We start from the raw sequence: 17,686 nt of genomic DNA on the forward strand, positions 1-17,686 counted from the left end.
GCTGCGGGTCCGGCTGTCAAAACGCTTCCAACTCGACGATGCATTTGACAATGCCAGAAATGACCGAGGTGAGGACTACTTTTATATCAGCCTTGGACAAAAGTTTTGAAACTTAAAAGATATCAAGCTTGAAGTTTTTCAGTGACTTGCTCGATGAGTGCCAAGTCGCGTACTGCATGCCATGATCATAACCCACCATTCAATCAAAATTTGACAGGCCTAGCCTGGCGGAAACGTCATAGTTGACCTTCGACCGGTAGCCAGCCAGAGAACCACGCCAGTATTCGTGCCATTGCTCCCGCACCCGGTTCGGTGCGGAAAACTTCGGGTCCGGAAACGCCATCGTAGTGCCATACAATCCGCTCGTCAGACCCGAGGTTAACGGAAAAAGTATAGTTCTTCGCCGCGGCATCGACTCTGCGAAGGATGTTTTCAGCCAAAGAAGGGCTGTCAATCACAATCCCGATCTCGGTGTTCTGCTCAAACGAGCGCAGGTCAACATTGCTCGAACCGGCAAATACGGATTTCCGGTCCACGATGGCCAGTTTGGTGTGCATGGTAAGCGGAGTATCAACTCCGGAAACAATGTCGGGCGCATCTGCGCGCACTTCCAGAAACTCTACCCCTGAGGTTAACAATTGTGCACGATAATTTGCGTAGCCGCCGTGTACGTAGGCGTGGTTGCTCGATGCAAGCGAGTTCGTCACAATCCTTACGGCGACACCACGATTGGCTAAAGTCGCAAAAAATTGCGCCCCTTCTCGCCCAGGCACGAAATAGGGGGTCATAACCACAACCTCCTGTTCGGCCATCGCCAGCGTCCGGTAGAACGCGTCCGATACGTCGCTTGGTCCGCGCCCTGGGGGAAATCGCAGTTTGTCGGGGCTGTCCACAACGATTGACGCGTTACCCTTATGTAGCTCGTATTCACCTGATCCAAGCGATTTCAAAAAGGCAGAGTTCACCGCGCTCCGGTAGATACGGGAAGATTCCGAACTTGCTTGTTGTTGGAACGATTTCAGCGCAATACGAAGTGGCTCAATGTCCCCGGCCGCCAAATCGTTGATGGGGACTGCCCAGTAGTCGTTCCAGTATATGTCAAAAGCTTGGGATACCGCATGGGTTGGAGATCCCACTAAGAGAAGATCGAAGTCGGCAAATTCGTGATCCGTCCCGATTTGGTAATATTCATCCGCAATGTTGCGCCCACCAAGGATAGCAAAGGAGCCGTCAACAATCATTGCCTTGTTGTGCATCCGTCGATTGACCCTGGAAAAATCCAGCAGAAAATTGGCGACATAGGGGATACTGCGAGACAACGGGTTGAAGGTTCTTATCTCGACATTCGGATGGGCGTCCAAGGCTGCAATCTGATCATCCCTTGCGGTAGTGAAAACATCATCGAACAATAGGCGCACCCGGACGCCACGCTCAGCCGCTTCAAAAAGCTCCAACCAGATTAGCGCCCCTGCCCTATCGGGCTTTATCAGGAATGTCTTGATGTCGATCGAACGTTCGGCAGCTTCGATCAAGCGCAATCTTGCGCCAAGCGCATCATTCCCTTCAACCAACGGTACAAAGGCGGCCGGCATGTCTCCGCGACCTGACAGGCGCGCCGTCAACTTGGCAAGATTAGTTCCCTCTCCCATCAGCGCAGGTGTCGGCTCACGTCCCTGATCGACAGGCTCATAGATTAACCAACGCGTTGCCACAACGACCGCTAGAATTCCGAGGATCGAAACCCAGAGCAAAAATCTTTTCATCGTGCTGAAATCCTCCGCCTGGGGTAATTGCGTGCTACTCCGGTCAGGAATGTATCAGTTGCGGAGGTCAGCAGCCCAACCCTCATTCCGGTTCAATGGAATAGTCGACTTCACCGTCGCTAGACAGCAATATGGCCAGCCAACGCAACGATGGTATTTCGGCGCAGATGACCATGACCACCACCATCATCGGAACCGCCAGGAAAACACCGATTCCACCCCACAATGCGCCCCAGAAGGTCAATGACACCATGACCATGAATGTGCTGACATTCAGCGACTTGCCCTGCATTGCCGGCTGCAGGATATTGGCCACGACCTGATCGAACATCCCGTAGCCAATCAGAACGATAAAGAACGGAGTCAGTGAATCGAACTGAATCAGGGCCATCAGGCATGGCAAGCTAATGCCGATGAACGCGCCAATGTTGGGAATGAAGCCCGCAATGAAAACAATCGCCGCCAAAAGGGCCGCGAATTCGAGGCCGATAAACCGGAATATGATGAAAGCAACCGAACCGCTCAAGGCGCTGGTGACAGCATTCACCAGCATGTATTGCTGCACACCCTTAGAAATCCGATGAATTATGATCCGGTTGCGTTGAGCCTTGGCGGGACTCGAAGCAAGCATTGGCATTTTCCTGATCCAGGCTTTGCGTTCCGAGATCAGGAAGGCCAGATACAAGGCGATCAACGCAAGGGAGGACACTCCGCCGGCGACTTGGATCACGGCTTCCGTCAGCCATTCGCCAATATCGAGGTTTGCAACCGTTGTTTTTACTGCTTCAACGGCCCGAGATCCGAAAATTCCTTCAAAACGGTCCGCGATAGTGGACATCCGCAGCCGCAGCTGTCGCCCGGATTCCGTAATCTCGCGGGCTGCTTCCGAAAAAACTCCGCCAAGGAAAAACAGAGCAACGATAACAACCAACACGGCGATTAGATTTGCAAGCCACCTTGGCGGCGAAATACCAACTACAGATTTGGTTGATATCCAGTCCACGATTGCGATGGACAACGTGAACACAAGCCCGGTTATCGCAAGCGGGATCAGGAAATCGCGACCGACCCAAAGCGCAAGTATCACAATCGCTCCAGCGACCAGAATTAGAAACCAGTTCGGAGTGGCAAGAGTCGGCACGGCAGTAGTGTTATGTGGACTTGGATCGGCTTTGCGCGTACCCGACATGCCTTACCCCCATGTCTCGCGAGTTTGGATTTTGATTTTGATCCCAGCGCTTTCAGGAGCCGCGCGCAGTGGCAAATTGCACGTGTATCCCTTCAGACTCAGATCGTTTCTTGACGTCGTTACCATGTACCTCTTCAGTATGAATAAACGTTCGGACTCGAATGTTCTAACCCACCAGTTCGATCTTACTTCATTGACATTTTCAGGGAAGGTGCCGTTCCAATTTCTTGTAACGTGTTCTTGCGTGGTTTCCGGGTGTTACTTTCCTTGGCTCCCTTGCAGATGCGGCCACCGTGTTCCAATGGAATTGCCCTACCTGCCGAGGCTTAGAGTCGAGTTAGTGGATCATAGTCCTGAGTAACTGACAATACTGCGACGTACGGCTTTAGGTATCTGCAGAGTTCATCGCTTATGTCAGCCCGGTCCATCTCCGTCACACCCTCAGTCGACTGATGCCAAAGGTTCACTTGCCGAGAATTGTTTCATCACCAACGGAAACTCGTTTGTGTTTAGGTGACCAATCGCATGTTGCTTTTTTTGGTGCCAAACCGATATCTGCTCACCTGCCATCTCGTCTCATAAAACCCAACACAGCACCGATCACAACTCCGGAGGCAAAAACAACCAAGGAAATTACCCGAAAATTGCCTTCTAACAAGCGTCCGTTTGGCATCAATAGTGCAAACCAGACGGTCATAAGTATTCCCCAGCCAAACAGCATAATCCCTACTGTCCGACCATGGTCCTGGTCACGGTCAGGATTAAGGAGGAGGAACATTCCTGCACCAGTAGGAAGGCCGATTAGCAGGGCTGTGTATATCCTATTTAACATCTAAACTCCCAATATCCCAACCGCCATCCCTCCCATGGCAAAAGCACTAGAAGAACCACATCCTCACAACAGGGTATCAGGGCCGCCTTTTTCTGCATAATTGAAATTGCGTCTTTAAGGTAGCATAACAGTTTCTCCATCTGCCAATTCTCTACGAAGCTAATACCGCAAATTGCCGGAACCCATTGCTGCAATTTTTGACTGCCACAAAATACGCTTCAATCCTGATCACGCAGCAAGACTTTTGCGAACTGGATGAACAATGCGATGAAGATGCCAACACCAACAAAAACGTATATCACTGTAAAGATCTTTCCGATTTGGGTTGCCGGGGATAGGTCACCGAATCCCACTGTCGAAAGCGTCGTCGCACTGAAATAAAGTGCGTCCACCCAACTCCAACCTTCTACACTGGTATAGAAAACAGTTCCCGACAGAAGAGTGACGAAGCACAGCAGCAGTCCTGCACGAAAATGCGGATCGTCCCATGATCTTGCGATAGCCTTGAGCAAACGCATTACATTTAGAAACAGTGAGATCATAAGGTGTCCTTTTTGCTGGGTTTTCGAGTATGGAAACTGGCATCTCCAATCATGTTTATTGGATTCTTTATTTTTTTCCCAGCGTTGGAGCCATCGTCAAAAAGTGACATCGCTCGACCCTGGTCAGCGCTGGCTCTCGATAGCATTCGACAGGCAATTGTTCGAACGGCTTTGCCAGGTGGCTATTTGTCTGCAGCACAAAACTATAAGATTGGAGTTCACGCGGTCAGTTCACGCGTGATGTACGTTCGTCATCCGCCTTTGCGCCCTCTCAGCAATCTCAAGTGCTGCGTCATCTGGTCTGGCGCTTCAATAGGGGTCAGGTGGCCGCTGCCCGGAACTATGACCAGATGCGAGTTCGGAATGGCGATGGCCATGTCGCGGTGCAGCTCCGGCGGCGTCCAGGTGTCGTACTCACCACAGAGCACTAGCGACGGACAGTGTATCCCACCGAGCATGGCGCGGTTGTCGGGTCGAGGGATCTGGCCCTGTCGAATGAACACGTCCGGCCCGAGCCTTTCAGTCATCGCCCGAACGCGGTCAGCTAATTCGACATTGGTCAAGTTTTCCGGTGCGAGGTAGCTGCGCAGCGGGCGTTCACCGAAACCGTGGAATTTTCCTTTGGTGCGCGTGGCATCTGCCAGCCGATTGCGTTCTGCGGCTCGCTCGGAATCGTCGGGCAGCATGATCGTGTCCAGGAGTGCCAGATGCGTCACACGTTCCGGCGCGCGACGCATGATCTCCAGCGCGACGATTCCACCCAGCGAAAATCCCGCCAGCGCAAAGCTTTCGTCTGCCTTGTCGAGGATGCCGTTTGCAAGTTCTTCAAGAGACTCCCCTTGCGTGATGTCGGCGACCACGGGGCGTGCGACATCGACGAGGTCTTGATCAGCCCCACTTGTGTGGTCCAATTTGATTGTTAGTGCATGACTTGCCTTTATTCCATCTGAACGATGGTTTCCGGGGCCGGTGGTTTATATCCCAGAGCACTGTGCGGGCGTTTAGTGTTGTAGTGTTTCCTCCATTCTTCGATCAATATCTGCGCTTCTTTTAGGCTGTAGAAGACTTCTCCATTCAGGAACTCATCTCTGAACCGCGCATTGAAACTCTCACAGTAACCGTTCTCCCATGGGCTGCCTGGCTCGATGTATGCGGTTTTTGCTCCCACTGCATTGATCCAGTCTTGCACCGCCACTGCAACGAACTCAGGGCCATTGTCGGAGCGAATGTAGCTTGGCACGCCGCACATGATGAACAGGTCACTCAGCACGTCGATGACATCGCCGGAGTTCAGCTTTCGGTCCACTCGGATCGCCAAGCACTCCCGGCTGTACTCATCGATGACGTTGAGCGTGCGGAATGCTTTTCCGTCATCCGTTCGACAATGCACGAAGTCATAGCTCCAGACGTGGTTTCGATGCTCCGGCCGCAGCCAAACACACGATCCATCATTTAACCAGAGCCGCCCCTTCTTTGGTTGTTTCATTGGCACTTTCAGCCCCTCCCGACGCCAAAGCCTTTCGACGCGTTTGTCATTCACCTGCCAGCCCGCATCTCTCAGCAAAGCCGCGATCCGACGATAACCGTAGCGGCCATACTGACGGGCCAATTCTATCATGTCCGCCACCAGGCGCTTCTCGTCAGCTCGACCATTCGGCAGCTTTCGCTGTGTGGATCGGTGCTGTTTCAGGACACGACACGCCCGGCGTTCTGAGACCCGCAGTTTGTGGCGCACATGGTTGATGCAGGCACGGCGACGGACGGGGCTCAGTAGTTTCCCTTGGCCGCCTCCGTTTGGATCAGTTTGTCCAGGGTCAGATCCGAGACGGCCTTTCGAAGACGCTCATACTCTTTTTGAAGGCGATTGAGTTCCTTCAATTGATCCGCACCCATTCCGCCGTACTTCTTCTTCCAGCGATAATAGGTCTGTTCAACAACACCAATCTGCCGGATCGCATCCAGACGGGACATGCCTTGCCCCATCAATATCTCAACCTGCCGCAACTTCGAGACAATCTCTTCCGGCTTCGGTCGCTTGTTCGCCATGTGGTTCCTCCATTTTCTTAACCATAACGGCGGACCACTTCAGAGGGGGAGGATCACGCTTCATCCGGTCCCGTATGGCATCGTCGATCTCTATCATCTCAAGGCCGCCGTCACCCAGACGGTGGGCCGCGAAAAAGTCCCCATCCGGCCAGCCGAAGATGATCCAGGAAATATTGGGCTGAGCCTGCAGTTGCGACAGAAAGACGAATTCCCGTTTGTCGGCCTGCCGGGTCTCGATGACGTTTTGGACAAAGATGGTTCGCACCGCAGCCCAGGCGGCCTCTGCCGATTGCAGCGTCAACCCGGCTTCGATACGAACGGTGTTGGCAATCTGGCTGTTGACTTCAGCGGCCAGCATCCGGCTGTTTTCCCGCGCCGTCGTCCACCACAGCCAGTGCACCACGGCAGTCGACGCGCCGATCGACAGGGCAACGAGCATCGTCACAGCGATCCCTACGCTGACACGCATTTTGGCTCCACTAGGGCGGTTGGCGCCGGCGTCCCGAGCTTAGACCGCGGACCAGCCAAAAGAAACCTTGTTGTGCGATCGGTGCCATCGCGACCGAACGTTTATTGATTGGCGTCCCAGGCAACCGAAACCAAGATCGCTGTCAAAGCTCTCAACCGCATGACCCGTCTCGGTCGTGCGACCTATGAACGTGTCGCATGACGAACCGGGGAAAGGTGCGAATGCGGCCCAAGCGCTATTCGTGCAACGCGGTCGTTCGCGCCTGTTGCAGCGGGGCGTTCCAATCGGGTGCGCATTTCGAACCTCCCGATTCTTCAAAGTTCATGGACACTCCGAACTCACGAAGTGCATTTGTATGCCTTTTTGCGCATTACTTTTCCAAGGCTGAGAATGACACATCATATCTGATAAGTATCGCTTATCATGCTTGATTGATTTTACCGGGGAATGGGCGCAGAATGCGGGCCATGAAGTGTCGGTTTTCCTTAACCAATGGACTCGCGACGGCATTGGTCCGTAACCCGTAGACCCCTGCCCCGATCCGGCAGCAAACCATATTAGATGCAGCACAGTAACCTGCAATTTTGTAAACAAATACCGGCACAAATCTGGTCCGCATCTACACTTAAAGGAACAACTCAGCGTAAGGCCAACCATGAAACATGGTGAAAACAAGCAAGAACAGTCTACAGGTTAGGGAAAATCGACACATGAAGCCCCCTGCCCCATACCTCCCCGCCGCCGCCCCTGCCCTCTCGGAAACAGATCAGGAGGCGCTCACTGATCTTTATGTGCGCGGCACACCGGAAAACACGCTGCGGGCATATGAACGGGATTTACTTTATGTCACCGCCTGGAAGTCCGCGCGGTTCGCAGCGACGCTGGACTGGCCGGAATCTGAGGCCACCGCCCTCGCCTTCATTCTCGATCACGCCCGCGATCTGAATGACGCACCAGAAACGGATGTGGCGCGCGAAACCGCAGAAGCGCTAATTGCTCAGGGGCTGCGCAAGTCCCTCGCCTGCCCTGCCCCTTCGACGCTGGACCGGCGCATCGCCTCCTGGCTTGCCTTTCATCGAATGAAGAACCTGACCAGCCCTTTCGGGGCGCCGCAGGTGAAGCAGGCCCGTGCCAAGGCGCGCCGGGCTGCAGCCCGGCCCCCTGCCCCAAAATCGCAGCACCCGATTACCCGCGATGTGCTCGAGCAGTTGCTGTCCACCTGTCGGGGGTCCCGGCGGGATTGCCGCGACCGCGCCATCTTGATGCTGGGTTGGGCTTCTGGTGGTAGACGGCGCTCGGAGATCACCGGGTTGATGTTTGAAGACGTCTCGCTGAAGGAGTTCGACGAGAAAAGCCTGGTTTGGATTTCACTTCTGGAGACCAAGACGACAACCAAAGGTGAAACGCCGCGGCTGGTGCTGAAAGGCCGCGCGGCCCAGGCGCTGGTCCATTGGATGGAGGTTGGACAGATTAAGAACGGGCCACTGTTCAGACCAGTCTCAAAAGCGGATCGTGTGCTGAAACGTCGGCTTTCGCCGGACGCTATCTATCAGATCGTCAAACATCGCCTCCAGTTGGCGGGGTTGCCGGAGGACTTCGCCTCGCCGCACGGTCTGCGTTCTGGGTTCCTAACCCAAGCCGCACTGGACGGCGCACCAATCCAAGCTGCCATGCGCCTCTCGCTACACCGCTCCATGGCCCAGGCGCAGAAGTACTATGACGACGTCGATATCGCAGAAAACCCGGCAACGGACCTGTTGGGGTGAGGAAATACGCAATCAGCTCAATTGGCCCCCTGCCCTTCCCTATTTCTTGTCTTGGTGCGCAAGCCGTTTCTTCTTTTGTGCCAACTGCTCGTTATGAAAAGCTCAACTCGAGGCGGAGCATTCGGAAGAGTTTTGTGTGTATGCCTACTTTTTGCACAGCAGAACTTCATCAGCTATAAAAGCCCGGGAACCGCTTCAACGAGGTTTACAGCTGTAAACCACTTTGCTTTGATGCAAAGCGTATGTAGTTCACAGCTTTGTAGAACCCACAATATAAGCGAAAATCCTTGACTTAGGACAATGAATCACGCCTGTTTGTCTCAAGTGGCGCAAAAATGACCACATTCTTTATTTTGAGGCAACTACATGATTCCCGTGACACCACTTACGGCAGAACGACCATCGGCTCTCGCCACGGAAATTTCTGAGAGATTAAACTCGGCCATCCGGGAACATCTTCTTGCGGCATTTGCCCCTGACAACACCAAATCACTACGCAACTTTGCAGCCCCAGAAGCGGCCGAACTCTTAGGTGTCTCAGGTCAATTCATGCGTAAGGTCCACGCAGAAGGAACGATTCCTGAACCAAAAGACGTGCGTAGCGGTCGACGCTACTATACCGCCCATGAGCTTTGGGAGGCTCGCGAAACGCTTGAGAAAACCTCTCGCAAAAAGGGGCGCTATATCCCTCGTCGGACTGAAGGAGAGAAACTCCAAGTCTGGCAGTTGATGAACTTCAAAGGTGGCAGCAGCAAAAGCACCACAACAATTCACCTGGCCCATTATTTTGCGCTTCGCGGTTACCGTGTATTGGCCGTTGACCTGGATCCACAAGGCTCGCTTACATCCATGTGCGGCATCAGCCCGGAAATTGAGTTTGACGGACTGACGATCTACGATGCTATTCGGTATGAAGATCCGGTAGATATGGCGGACGTTGTGCTTCCGACATACTTCCCCGGTCTGTCTGTGGCACCGTCTCGGCTTGTTCTTTCCGAGTTTGAGACAGAATCTGCCGTTCACTCCAACCCGGACCATCCGTTCTTTACGAGAATACGGAATGCCTTGGCCCAGGTAGAAGGCGATTTTGACCTAGTTCTGATTGATAGCCCACCTCAACTCGGATTCTTGACAATAGCCGGGATGGCCGCCGCTAGTTCATTGCTTGTGCCACTGACACCTTCGATGCTGGACGTGTCTTCGACGGCTCAATTCCTCGAACTCGCTGGTGCTTACATGGCAGTCATTGAAGATGCTGGCGCTACGCTCGAATACGATAACTTCAAGTTCCTGATAACGCGTGACGAGCCGACAGACGTGCCGTCTCAACAACTGGCTTCGTTCATGCGAGCACTGTTTCAGGATCGCGTTATGTCAGCTACGGCCCTCAAAAGCACTGCAATCAGTGACGCCACAATGCTCAAACAATCAATTTACGAGGTCGTGCGGTCGGAAATGACACGCGCAACTTATGATCGGGCAAAGAACTCAATGGATGCGATCGGCTCCGAGGTAGAGCAAATGATCCATCAAGCGTGGGGACGCAGCTAATGGCTAGAAAATCGCTTCAGGAGATGTCAGGGATCGCAAACACCATCGCGCGCTCTAGCCCCAAGGCCATCGACAAAACCCCAAAACCCAATGCCCCTGCACTTGGTGCGCTTCAAGGCTCTCTGGCTGCAATCAGGGAAATTGACCCTGCCCTGATCGACGATTGGGGGCCAGCCGATAGGCTTGGTGAGTTTACAGCTGTAAACACTGACGAAGAAGACGATAGCTTTGAAAGCTTGATATCGAGTATCCGAGACGGCGGCCAACAAGTTCCCATTCTTGTCAGAAAATCGAAATCCGACGGTCGATACGAGGCAATTTATGGGAGGAGGCGGCTGAAAGCCTGTCGTGAACTTGGCATTAAGGTCCGCGCCAATGTTCAGGATATCGACGATGCCTCGGCGCTACTCGCCAAGGGGCTTGAGAATGCTGCGAGGCGCAATCTTTCCTTCTACGAGAAAGCACGTTTCGCCGAGGCGATCCTGACTTCCGGGCATGACTCTGCAACGGTGCGGCAAGTATTGAACCTTTCGAAATCAGGGCTGTCTCACCTGACAAAAGTTACGCAACATGTTCCTGCAAAGATTGGTGACATGATCGGCGCAGCCCCAAAATCAGGCCGCCCAAAATGGACCATGCTTGCAGAACACTTCGTTGCAGGCAAGCTGGCGGGAGATGAAGCGGCAAACCTGCTTGCAACCATTGAGCCATCAATGTCGTCAGATGATCGGCTGGAAATGCTCCTAAAAGCAGCTGCCAAACGTGGTGCACGACAAAGAGAAAGTGCAGCCGAAGTCAGCCCAATTGAAGGAGTTACAATCAAATCCACCAACGGATCACTAACTGTTTCGGTCAAAAGGACCGGAGCTAACGCTGACTTCGCTAGCTGGTTGGACAAAAACATGGCTGAAATCATCAAGCGCTCACACGCTGAGTTTACAGCTGTAAACGCCGAGAAAAAGAACTGAGGACGAGCAGAAAGGAGGAAGGCAAACAAACAAAACCCCCGAAACCGGAGCTTCGAGGGCTGCTGCGCAAAGCGCAATTCTTAGATTAGACACCTAGAATCTAGCAGCACCCGAATCGCCACACAAGAAAAAACGCTCTTGAGCGAACGGGTAATTTTTGTCTGCCGATAGATAATCATGAAAACAGTAGCAGCATTGGCTCCAAATGGAGCAAACTTGTCGGGGACGGCAGGGCAGGGGAGTAGTACGCCCAAAAAATGGATACTTCTTCGCGCCGTTGAAGAGGCCAGAGAACCTCTTGGGTTGAAATCCACAACTCTCAATGTCCTGAGAGCCATGATTTCTTTTGTGGGCGGTGATCAGATTACTGCGGACCAAGATGATCATCACATCTGCTTCGCTTCCAACGCGGCGATCGCCAAACGAACCCATGTCAGCGTGCAGACAGTTGAGCGTCATATCTCGACGCTGGTTGAGCTTGGACTTATCCGCCGCGTAATGAGCGCAAACGGCAAGAGATGGGCGCGCCGGGATCGACAGGGCAGGGTGGTCACTGCAACTGGGCTCTCCTTAATGCCTTTGTGTGAACGGCACGCTGAGTTCATCCAAGAAGCCCAGCGGCATGCTGATCGCGTTCTCGAGTTCACTGTACTCCGCGACAAGGTTTCCGCCGCTCTGGCGCGCCTTAGGGACCTCGTAGCAAATGACACCGCGATCTCTGATTTGATGACCACCGTCCGCAATGCTCTGCGTCGCAAACCAGATGCGAATGTACTCTGCGAGCTATTGGCAGAAATCTCTGTGGAAATCTCAGAAGTAACACAGACAGATACAGAAAATTTGAGGGACAGTGACAATGAAATTGAGGGGCACAAAGAGGACTCTTTGAATCCGGAAGTTAAGAAAGAAAAACTTTATCAGATTCAAGTTTCTCCAGACCAAATGGAGCGCAGTTTTCCACGGCTATGCTCAGAGCTACGCTTTGCAAAAGATCAGCACCACTGTGATCGGCTTATGGATGATATCGCCGAGTATCTACGGCTTGGCCAAACCTGGTATGCAATGAAATCAACGTTTGGCCCAGCTATTCGCTTCATCGTTCTCGGGTACATCTTTCAGCGTGCTGAGAACATACAGTCTCCAGGGGCTTATCTGATTTCTCTGATGTCAAAGATCGATCGGGGAGACATGCAGCCAACCGCATTGTTGGCGCAAAACTCAAAATAACCGCGGACGAGCAGGCCGTACTTATGAATTCCCATCTCGCTTATGAGTTCAGAGCAACAGATGAAGTTCATCCCATCGATCTATTGTGAATAGAATGCGGATGTATTACATTGTACTACACAGCGGAAACAGGTGATTGCGATGAGAACCAGCCCATATTCAATCCGTCTTGATGAAGACTTGAGAAAGTCTCTGGAACGAGAAGCTGCGATAGAAGATCGGCCGCCTGCGCAGCTCGCTGTACGAGCAATTAGAATGATGTTGGAATCCAAGGCCGCAAAGCGAGCAGCCATTGATGCAGCTGTCGAAAAAGCAGATCTAGGTAAGTTCATCACGGCAGACGAAATGAATGCCTGGATAGACAGCTGGGATACCGAGAATGAGCTCTCTGCTCCGGTCGCAAGCGGGCAATCCAATAGCCAATGAAAATTGTATTTCTCGAAGATACGGCCCGGGACATTCAATGGTTCCGCTACTACTACACGTCAGTTTTTCCTGAAGGCAGCGAAAAGGCACGAGCACAGCTCAAAGCCATTCAGCTTACTCTTGCAGCAAACCCGTATGCAGGTCACCCAAGTGACACACGCCAAGACGTACGGGAGCTTTCAGTACCGCGAACCCCATTTACGCTAATCTATCGTGTAATGCCCACTCAGATAGAAATTCTGCGTCTCTGGGATACCCGGCAGGGCGCAGACTATTAAAACCCGGAGTCTAAACTGGCGGCATCAGCCAGGCAGCGTAGGGGGTAAGAAATCGAACTTATTCTGCTATTCGACCTCTAGCTTCTGCACAGAGGGCGGGATCCGGCCATTCGCCGCCAGTGCGATGAGATGGTGCCAGGACAGTGAGAGCGGACGTTCAGAATGGCCTGAAACTGAGCATCTCGCCGCACGACCGCATGGCAACTCCGAGTCCAACTCGGACATAGCATAATCGTTTTGCGTGCGCTCGCGGCGCAGATTTCGCTGCAAGCCGATCTGGAAGAATGGCTGCACCACTACAACCAAGAGCAAACTCATCAGGGCAAAATGTGTTGCAGAAGAACGCCCTTCCAAACCATGATCGAGAGCAAAGAGATCAGGAAGGAAAAGATCCGGAACCAAACTTAATCTGGCATACACCACGGGAAAAACGGCCAACTGTCAGATCACATCGGAACCACTACATGTCAGTACATCAGCGACGCCGAGCAAACCCAGGGCTTTCCGATACGCCATTTCGCCACGCGTTCAACCCCTTGCAGCGTTGACAAATCCGCTCTCCGAACCCTTCGCTCCAGAATGGAGTTCTGCAACGAAGACACGGGCGTTCTTGCGGCACGTCATTGTGGGCGCGAGCCATGATCGTATCTGCTTCGTTGTCGGAGTCTTCCATCAGTTCTTAGCCTCGATTTCTGTTTTGGTTTATACAGCGACTGGAAAAGAAAGTTCCGAGCCCTAAGCCTTGAGATTGAAGGAACTGCCTGGTTCAGACTGTCCGATGGGACGGCCTGTAATCCGAGGGGTTTTATTAGGACGAACCGGCATTCCTTCGTTCTCAGCAGCTTGGACAGCGAAAGTATACCGAGAACCGTTTCCGCATCCCTGCGGTAGGGCTCGTTGATCTGATGATCTGTCGTCTGCCTCAGAGATGAGCGACTCCGAGTAGAGGTGCCGAAGTTGAGTCTCTGAAACGCCATCCGCTTCCATAATCAATTGCACCATGGGATCGGCCAAAAGTTGGTCGAGCAAGAACTGCGACAACTGCTTTGAAGACAATTTATCCTTTGCGCGGGCTCTCTCCAAATCAGTAAGAGAAACGGTCAAGGTACGCGCCAGACCGGGTTGAGATTTCCGTGGATGCAGAAAGATTAGCACTGATGCTTTCCAGGCTTCTGGATCCAAATAATCTGGTGGTGCGGAAAGCTCAGTTTCTATGTCGTATTCGCCTGCCGGGAGTAATTCGTCGAAGCCAGGGAAAGTAAACGGCCTGGAAAAGACTGCGATTGTCTTGCTGATTAGTTGGTTCATTTGGGTAGTTCTCCTTTGCTGATACCGCTCGCTCGGAGATGTAAACAAGAACAAGCCACCCGCTCCCGGCAGGGTATTATCAGTTTTGAGGTTTAGGCTTTGGTTTTTCGGGGACGGTGTCCTGCCCTTTCGACGTCACTTCTTTTTTTGACGCGTCCGCATCGTTTTCCTTCAGTGCGGCAGCCGCTCTGGTCGTCAGGTCTTTGAAAGACATCATTTTGATCCTTTGATTGTCCGCAACACTCACGAGCCCAGATGGGGTGTGAAAAGTAAATGCGGCTACATCCAATATAGGGATTGGGTGCCTCATTTACTACGTAAAGCCGTAGAATAAGACGGGTGGCTGAAGCAGAACCGAGGCGGCGGCAACCCTGGCGCGCTACTTTCGCTTCGAATATGGGCGATCAGTGTTCGCTGCGGTGCAGTCAACCAATGCGCCATCACCATGGAAGACTTTTGCTACATCGGGTGCAGCCATGCCGCGCGAGAGCGCGCTATAGTTCAATTTCAGCTTCACCTCGCCACCGGGGCGAAGCAGACAATTGGTGTTTTCAACAACGATATGATCACTGGTGGCTCCGACGAACGTGACGCCAGCAGGGAATATTAGACCCGCCGCATCAGTGTCCTGGAGTCCAATCGCAAGGATCGACCGAGTATTCGAAGGACTGTCTAAAGTCACACACTGCATTGAAGGTATAGGATAAATCATTTGCAAGGGATTTGGATTTGATTTGGTCTTCGTTTCGATCACTTCCGCCCAAAGCGTAAAAACATCTGTGTAAAGCCCGTCGATCGCGTACCCCGAAACGGGATCGGTACCCAGCAGGATGGCCTCACCCAGACGCAGGTTGTTGATCTTTCCGGTCGCCCCCTTGCCAAGCGCCCATGGCAAACTGGCAGAGCCGCCGCCTGACACTGTTTCCAGAGCGGGTCCACTTGCAAGTTCGGTGTCGGCGGCAAGCGACGAAAGCAATTCCATTGCTCCTGCAGAGGGTGCCACATGACCCAGACAGGCAAAATTTGCGCCAATCCCCTTCAGAGAAATCCCTTCCATTCTAAGAATTTGAGACACAGTGCTTTCAAGGTGTTCAGGCAAGATGCCATCCCGCATATCCCCCATTTCCACCATCAGGATAATATTGTGAGTAATGTTCTTCCCCAGCGCCTCGATGGCCAGGCTGGCGATAATGTCCATCTCAGTGTTGAAGCTGACATCGCAGTTATCAAGGACTTGCGCGACCTGGCTCAGCATGGGCGTTCGGATCAAGGATATGGAGCACGAGATTCCAGCATCGCGCATACGCATGATATTGCTGATCCGCGCGTCCGCCAGCCCTGTCGCGCCACCTTCAAGCATAGCATTCGCAATCTCAGGATGACCGCAAACGGCTTTTGTCACACCTGTCACCGTAATTCCGCGGGGTCTAAGGTGGTCGACCAGGAACCGTGTGTTGTACCGAATTTTGTCCAGATCAACGTCGATACGCAGCTTGCTCATTCAATCGTCGTAGCACGTACGGGTTGCAAGCGCGGAAAGGCAGATAGAACCATATTCACCAAGTTTTTTGGAGGACGGTTCAATGCGTCAGTGACCGGGAGATACAATTTGCAGTTGTAGTCTGTGATGGCCTTTGAAATCTCAACATCATTCATTCCTTCATGGTTGATCGTCATGCCAATTACCTCTGTGTTCGCAAAAGCCTCGATCAGGGTGATTTCATCGCAAGGGTCGGGCATAGTCATGTTGGGGAAATCACATCGACGTTTTCGTTTAGGCGCGTGTTGAAGAATAACTGCATGTGGCTGACTGCCTCGCAGAATGAAGGCTGATGTGCAAAAAGCCGGATGGCTTAGCGCGCCCTGGCCCTCGATCACTATTACATCCGGGTGCTCACCCTCGGATGCCGCAACGACAGCGCGCTCAAGTTCGCCACAACAAAATTGCGGCGGCACCGAATCCATCGCGACACCATACTTGGCGCCCTGCATCAAACCAGTTTGGCCGGTGCCGACCAAAACTGTTTTGATCCCATGCGCGTTAAGTGCGCCTGTCAGGATTGTCGCTGTTGTACGCTTTCCAATTGCACAATCGGTGCCGAACACCGCGATGCGGATCGCCTGGACGTCTCCAATACTGCCATCTAACAGGCGCAGGTCGGGATTTGGCCGCGGCTTGCGAATGTCGCGTATCGTGACATCTTGAATTTTGGCAAATCCGGCGAGCTCCTTGTCATCGCTAAGAAATTCATGCAGCCCACTGACGATGTTCATTCCGAGCGTTATCGCATCCACAACAACTTCGCGATCCTCAAGGGACATTCTGCCGCTGGCCGGCGCCATTCCGTAAATAAAAGTGTCGGGGATCGTAGCTTCATTAGCGACGGCGGCATCAAGATCATCGAAGATGGGAACCTGATTTGCGAAATTATCAAGCACTTTGCCACTGTCACAACCGCCATACGTGCTGTCGATCACCGAAAGAACGCGATAGGCCTGTGAATGTCGAACGAGACCATTAGCCGTCTTGCCATCGATCTTTGCGAAGTTTCCTTCGCAATACACAATTGCAGTCGGTGTATCTGTCACGAGTGTCTTGCGGTGAAGCTCTGGAAAAATTGCTTGTTCAGGCGCCAGCTTTTGCGCATCGCTGGCAATGAACTGCTTGGCATCCGACGCAATGGGTACGGGTTTCATATTTGTTCCTTTTTAGAGTGTGAAACGCGCGTCCTTGGTAAGGACGGGCAAAAATTGTGAAGTTTGGGAAAGTGGGCTTTCTGTCTGAATTCTCACTGGTTCAGAACACACAGCCCTTCTGATCGATGATAGTTTTTGTGGCATTGCCACCCATTGCCGGATCGGTCGATATGGGCATTTGCGGGTAGATCGATTGCATCGCAGTGATCACCGGACGCCTCGTAGCCACGTTCGCATTTCCATCCAACTCCATGGATCGTGTCATCGTAGAAAGCGTTTTCAGGCACGATGACGGCCTCGCACCTTCCGTCGCGCTCAAAATATCCGCGCTCGCATGTCCAGGGACGCCCGCGGGTTGATGCGTTCAGAAAAGCGTTTTCCGGCACTGCTATTGCCACGCATGCTTCTCCGTCGATTTCGTGGCCACGGTTGCAACGCCATGCAGATCCATAAGTGCTGTTCGTCAGGTAAGCATTATCCGGCACCACGATTTTCTGGCAGCTATCGTCTACTCTTGTGTATCCACGCAGGCACCGCCACCTCTCACCTGATGGATCGAGATATCCACCTTCAGGCACAATCACTTCAGTGCATGAGGTGCCGCCAACTTCAACAAAGCCATGC

Annotated in this window: 16 protein-coding genes and 1 pseudogene; 7 read left to right on the forward strand and 10 right to left on the reverse strand. The window is 52.8% G+C overall.

The features are described 5' to 3' along the window. Window positions 1–236: 236 nt before the first annotated feature. From AC2FFA_RS19695 to AC2FFA_RS19720, 6 genes are all read right to left on the reverse strand, one after another. Complete coding sequence (locus tag AC2FFA_RS19695; protein WP_496852917.1) at window positions 237–1,592, reverse strand: phospholipase D family protein; 1,356 nt, start codon at window positions 1,590–1,592, stop codon at window positions 237–239. A gap of 253 nt (window positions 1,593–1,845) precedes the next feature. Continuing rightward, window positions 1,846–2,952: an AI-2E family transporter gene (locus tag AC2FFA_RS19700; RefSeq protein ID WP_496852918.1), complete on the reverse strand. Its 1,107-nt coding sequence runs from the start codon at window positions 2,950–2,952 to the stop codon at window positions 1,846–1,848. 1,050 nt (window positions 2,953–4,002) lie between these two features. Continuing rightward, complete coding sequence (locus AC2FFA_RS19705; protein WP_496852919.1) at window positions 4,003–4,326, reverse strand: potassium channel family protein; 324 nt, start codon at window positions 4,324–4,326, stop codon at window positions 4,003–4,005. A 251-nt stretch (window positions 4,327–4,577) separates the two neighbouring features. Then, window positions 4,578–5,237 carry an alpha/beta fold hydrolase gene (locus AC2FFA_RS19710; RefSeq protein WP_496852920.1) on the reverse strand — a complete coding sequence of 220 codons (660 nt, stop codon included), beginning with the start codon at window positions 5,235–5,237 and terminating at the stop codon, window positions 4,578–4,580. A gap of 26 nt (window positions 5,238–5,263) precedes the next feature. Continuing rightward, window positions 5,264–6,372, reverse strand: a protein-coding gene (locus AC2FFA_RS19715) for an IS3 family transposase (protein ID WP_496852921.1) whose coding sequence is annotated in 2 segments (ribosomal slippage) — window positions 5,264–6,108 and window positions 6,108–6,372 — 1,110 coding nt in all. Because the reading frame shifts where the segments join, the coding sequence is not laid out codon by codon here. Further along, entirely contained in the window at window positions 6,317–6,841 is a 525-nt protein-coding gene (locus AC2FFA_RS19720; RefSeq protein ID WP_496852923.1) for a hypothetical protein, read from the reverse strand. The genes AC2FFA_RS19715 and AC2FFA_RS19720 overlap by 56 nt, the downstream gene beginning before the upstream one ends. A gap of 710 nt (window positions 6,842–7,551) precedes the next feature. On the opposite strand from AC2FFA_RS19720, the gene AC2FFA_RS19725 reads away from it, so the two are divergent. From AC2FFA_RS19725 to AC2FFA_RS19755, 7 genes and pseudogenes are all read left to right on the forward strand, one after another. Next, a complete protein-coding gene (locus AC2FFA_RS19725; RefSeq protein ID WP_170724941.1) occupies window positions 7,552–8,607 on the forward strand; it encodes a tyrosine-type recombinase/integrase in 1,056 nt (351 codons plus the stop codon). 366 nt (window positions 8,608–8,973) lie between these two features. After that, window positions 8,974–10,158 (forward strand): plasmid partitioning protein RepA, encoded by a 1,185-nt coding sequence (gene repA, locus AC2FFA_RS19730; RefSeq protein ID WP_170724940.1) that lies wholly within the window; start codon window positions 8,974–8,976, stop codon window positions 10,156–10,158. Continuing rightward, a complete protein-coding gene (gene repB, locus AC2FFA_RS19735; protein ID WP_496852925.1) occupies window positions 10,143–11,126 on the forward strand; it encodes a plasmid partitioning protein RepB in 984 nt (327 codons plus the stop codon). Before repA ends, repB begins: the two co-directional genes overlap by 16 nt. Before the next feature lie 177 nt (window positions 11,127–11,303). Beyond that, entirely contained in the window at window positions 11,304–12,353 is a 1,050-nt protein-coding gene (locus tag AC2FFA_RS19740; protein WP_170724938.1) for a helix-turn-helix domain-containing protein, read from the forward strand. A gap of 141 nt (window positions 12,354–12,494) precedes the next feature. Continuing rightward, window positions 12,495–12,779 carry a CopG family ribbon-helix-helix protein gene (locus AC2FFA_RS19745; RefSeq protein ID WP_480472954.1) on the forward strand — a complete coding sequence of 95 codons (285 nt, stop codon included), beginning with the start codon at window positions 12,495–12,497 and terminating at the stop codon, window positions 12,777–12,779. After that, window positions 12,776–13,057 (forward strand): type II toxin-antitoxin system RelE/ParE family toxin, encoded by a 282-nt coding sequence (locus tag AC2FFA_RS19750; RefSeq protein WP_170724935.1) that lies wholly within the window; start codon window positions 12,776–12,778, stop codon window positions 13,055–13,057. Before AC2FFA_RS19745 ends, AC2FFA_RS19750 begins: the two co-directional genes overlap by 4 nt. 261 nt (window positions 13,058–13,318) lie before the next feature. After that, window positions 13,319–13,465 (forward strand): annotated as a pseudogene (locus AC2FFA_RS19755) (IS481 family transposase); the annotation flags it as partial. 327 nt (window positions 13,466–13,792) lie between these two features. Here AC2FFA_RS19755 and AC2FFA_RS19760 read toward each other — a convergent pair. From AC2FFA_RS19760 to AC2FFA_RS19775, 4 genes are all read right to left on the reverse strand, one after another. After that, window positions 13,793–14,365 (reverse strand): hypothetical protein, encoded by a 573-nt coding sequence (locus tag AC2FFA_RS19760; RefSeq protein WP_496852927.1) that lies wholly within the window; start codon window positions 14,363–14,365, stop codon window positions 13,793–13,795. A 379-nt stretch (window positions 14,366–14,744) separates the two neighbouring features. Further along, on the reverse strand, window positions 14,745–15,866 hold the full coding sequence (locus AC2FFA_RS19765; protein WP_170407663.1) for an alanine/ornithine racemase family PLP-dependent enzyme: 1,122 nt from the start codon (window positions 15,864–15,866) through the stop codon (window positions 14,745–14,747). Then, the gene (locus tag AC2FFA_RS19770; protein WP_496852928.1) at window positions 15,863–17,062 is read right to left on the reverse strand and encodes an N-acetyltransferase DgcN family protein; all 1,200 of its coding nucleotides are present in this window, start codon (window positions 17,060–17,062) and stop codon (window positions 15,863–15,865) included. Before AC2FFA_RS19770 ends, AC2FFA_RS19765 begins: the two co-directional genes overlap by 4 nt. 92 nt (window positions 17,063–17,154) lie before the next feature. Next, on the reverse strand, window positions 17,155–17,460 hold the full coding sequence (locus AC2FFA_RS19775; protein WP_496852930.1) for a hypothetical protein: 306 nt from the start codon (window positions 17,458–17,460) through the stop codon (window positions 17,155–17,157). Window positions 17,461–17,686 lie beyond the last annotated feature (226 nt).

It is taken from the genome of Ruegeria sp. YTSB088, assembly GCF_059609825.1.

What these genes read in the sequence shown, in the direction of transcription:
- AC2FFA_RS19695 (WP_496852917.1), bottom strand. Translation starts at nt 1,592, where the DNA reads ATGCCGGCCGCCTTTGTACCGTTGGTTGAAGGGAATGATGCGCTTGGC.
- AC2FFA_RS19700 (WP_496852918.1), bottom strand. Translation starts at nt 2,952, where the DNA reads ATGTCGGGTACGCGCAAAGCCGATCCAAGTCCACATAACACTACTGCC.
- AC2FFA_RS19705 (WP_496852919.1), bottom strand. Translation starts at nt 4,326, where the DNA reads ATGATCTCACTGTTTCTAAATGTAATGCGTTTGCTCAAGGCTATCGCA.
- AC2FFA_RS19720 (WP_496852923.1), bottom strand. Translation starts at nt 6,841, where the DNA reads ATGCGTGTCAGCGTAGGGATCGCTGTGACGATGCTCGTTGCCCTGTCG.
- AC2FFA_RS19725 (WP_170724941.1), top strand. Translation starts at nt 7,552, where the DNA reads ATGAAGCCCCCTGCCCCATACCTCCCCGCCGCCGCCCCTGCCCTCTCG.
- repA (WP_170724940.1), top strand. Translation starts at nt 8,974, where the DNA reads ATGATTCCCGTGACACCACTTACGGCAGAACGACCATCGGCTCTCGCC.
- AC2FFA_RS19740 (WP_170724938.1), top strand. Translation starts at nt 11,304, where the DNA reads ATGAAAACAGTAGCAGCATTGGCTCCAAATGGAGCAAACTTGTCGGGG.
- AC2FFA_RS19745 (WP_480472954.1), top strand. Translation starts at nt 12,495, where the DNA reads ATGAGAACCAGCCCATATTCAATCCGTCTTGATGAAGACTTGAGAAAG.
- AC2FFA_RS19750 (WP_170724935.1), top strand. Translation starts at nt 12,776, where the DNA reads ATGAAAATTGTATTTCTCGAAGATACGGCCCGGGACATTCAATGGTTC.
- AC2FFA_RS19760 (WP_496852927.1), bottom strand. Translation starts at nt 14,365, where the DNA reads ATGAACCAACTAATCAGCAAGACAATCGCAGTCTTTTCCAGGCCGTTT.
- AC2FFA_RS19765 (WP_170407663.1), bottom strand. Translation starts at nt 15,866, where the DNA reads ATGAGCAAGCTGCGTATCGACGTTGATCTGGACAAAATTCGGTACAAC.
- AC2FFA_RS19770 (WP_496852928.1), bottom strand. Translation starts at nt 17,062, where the DNA reads ATGAAACCCGTACCCATTGCGTCGGATGCCAAGCAGTTCATTGCCAGC.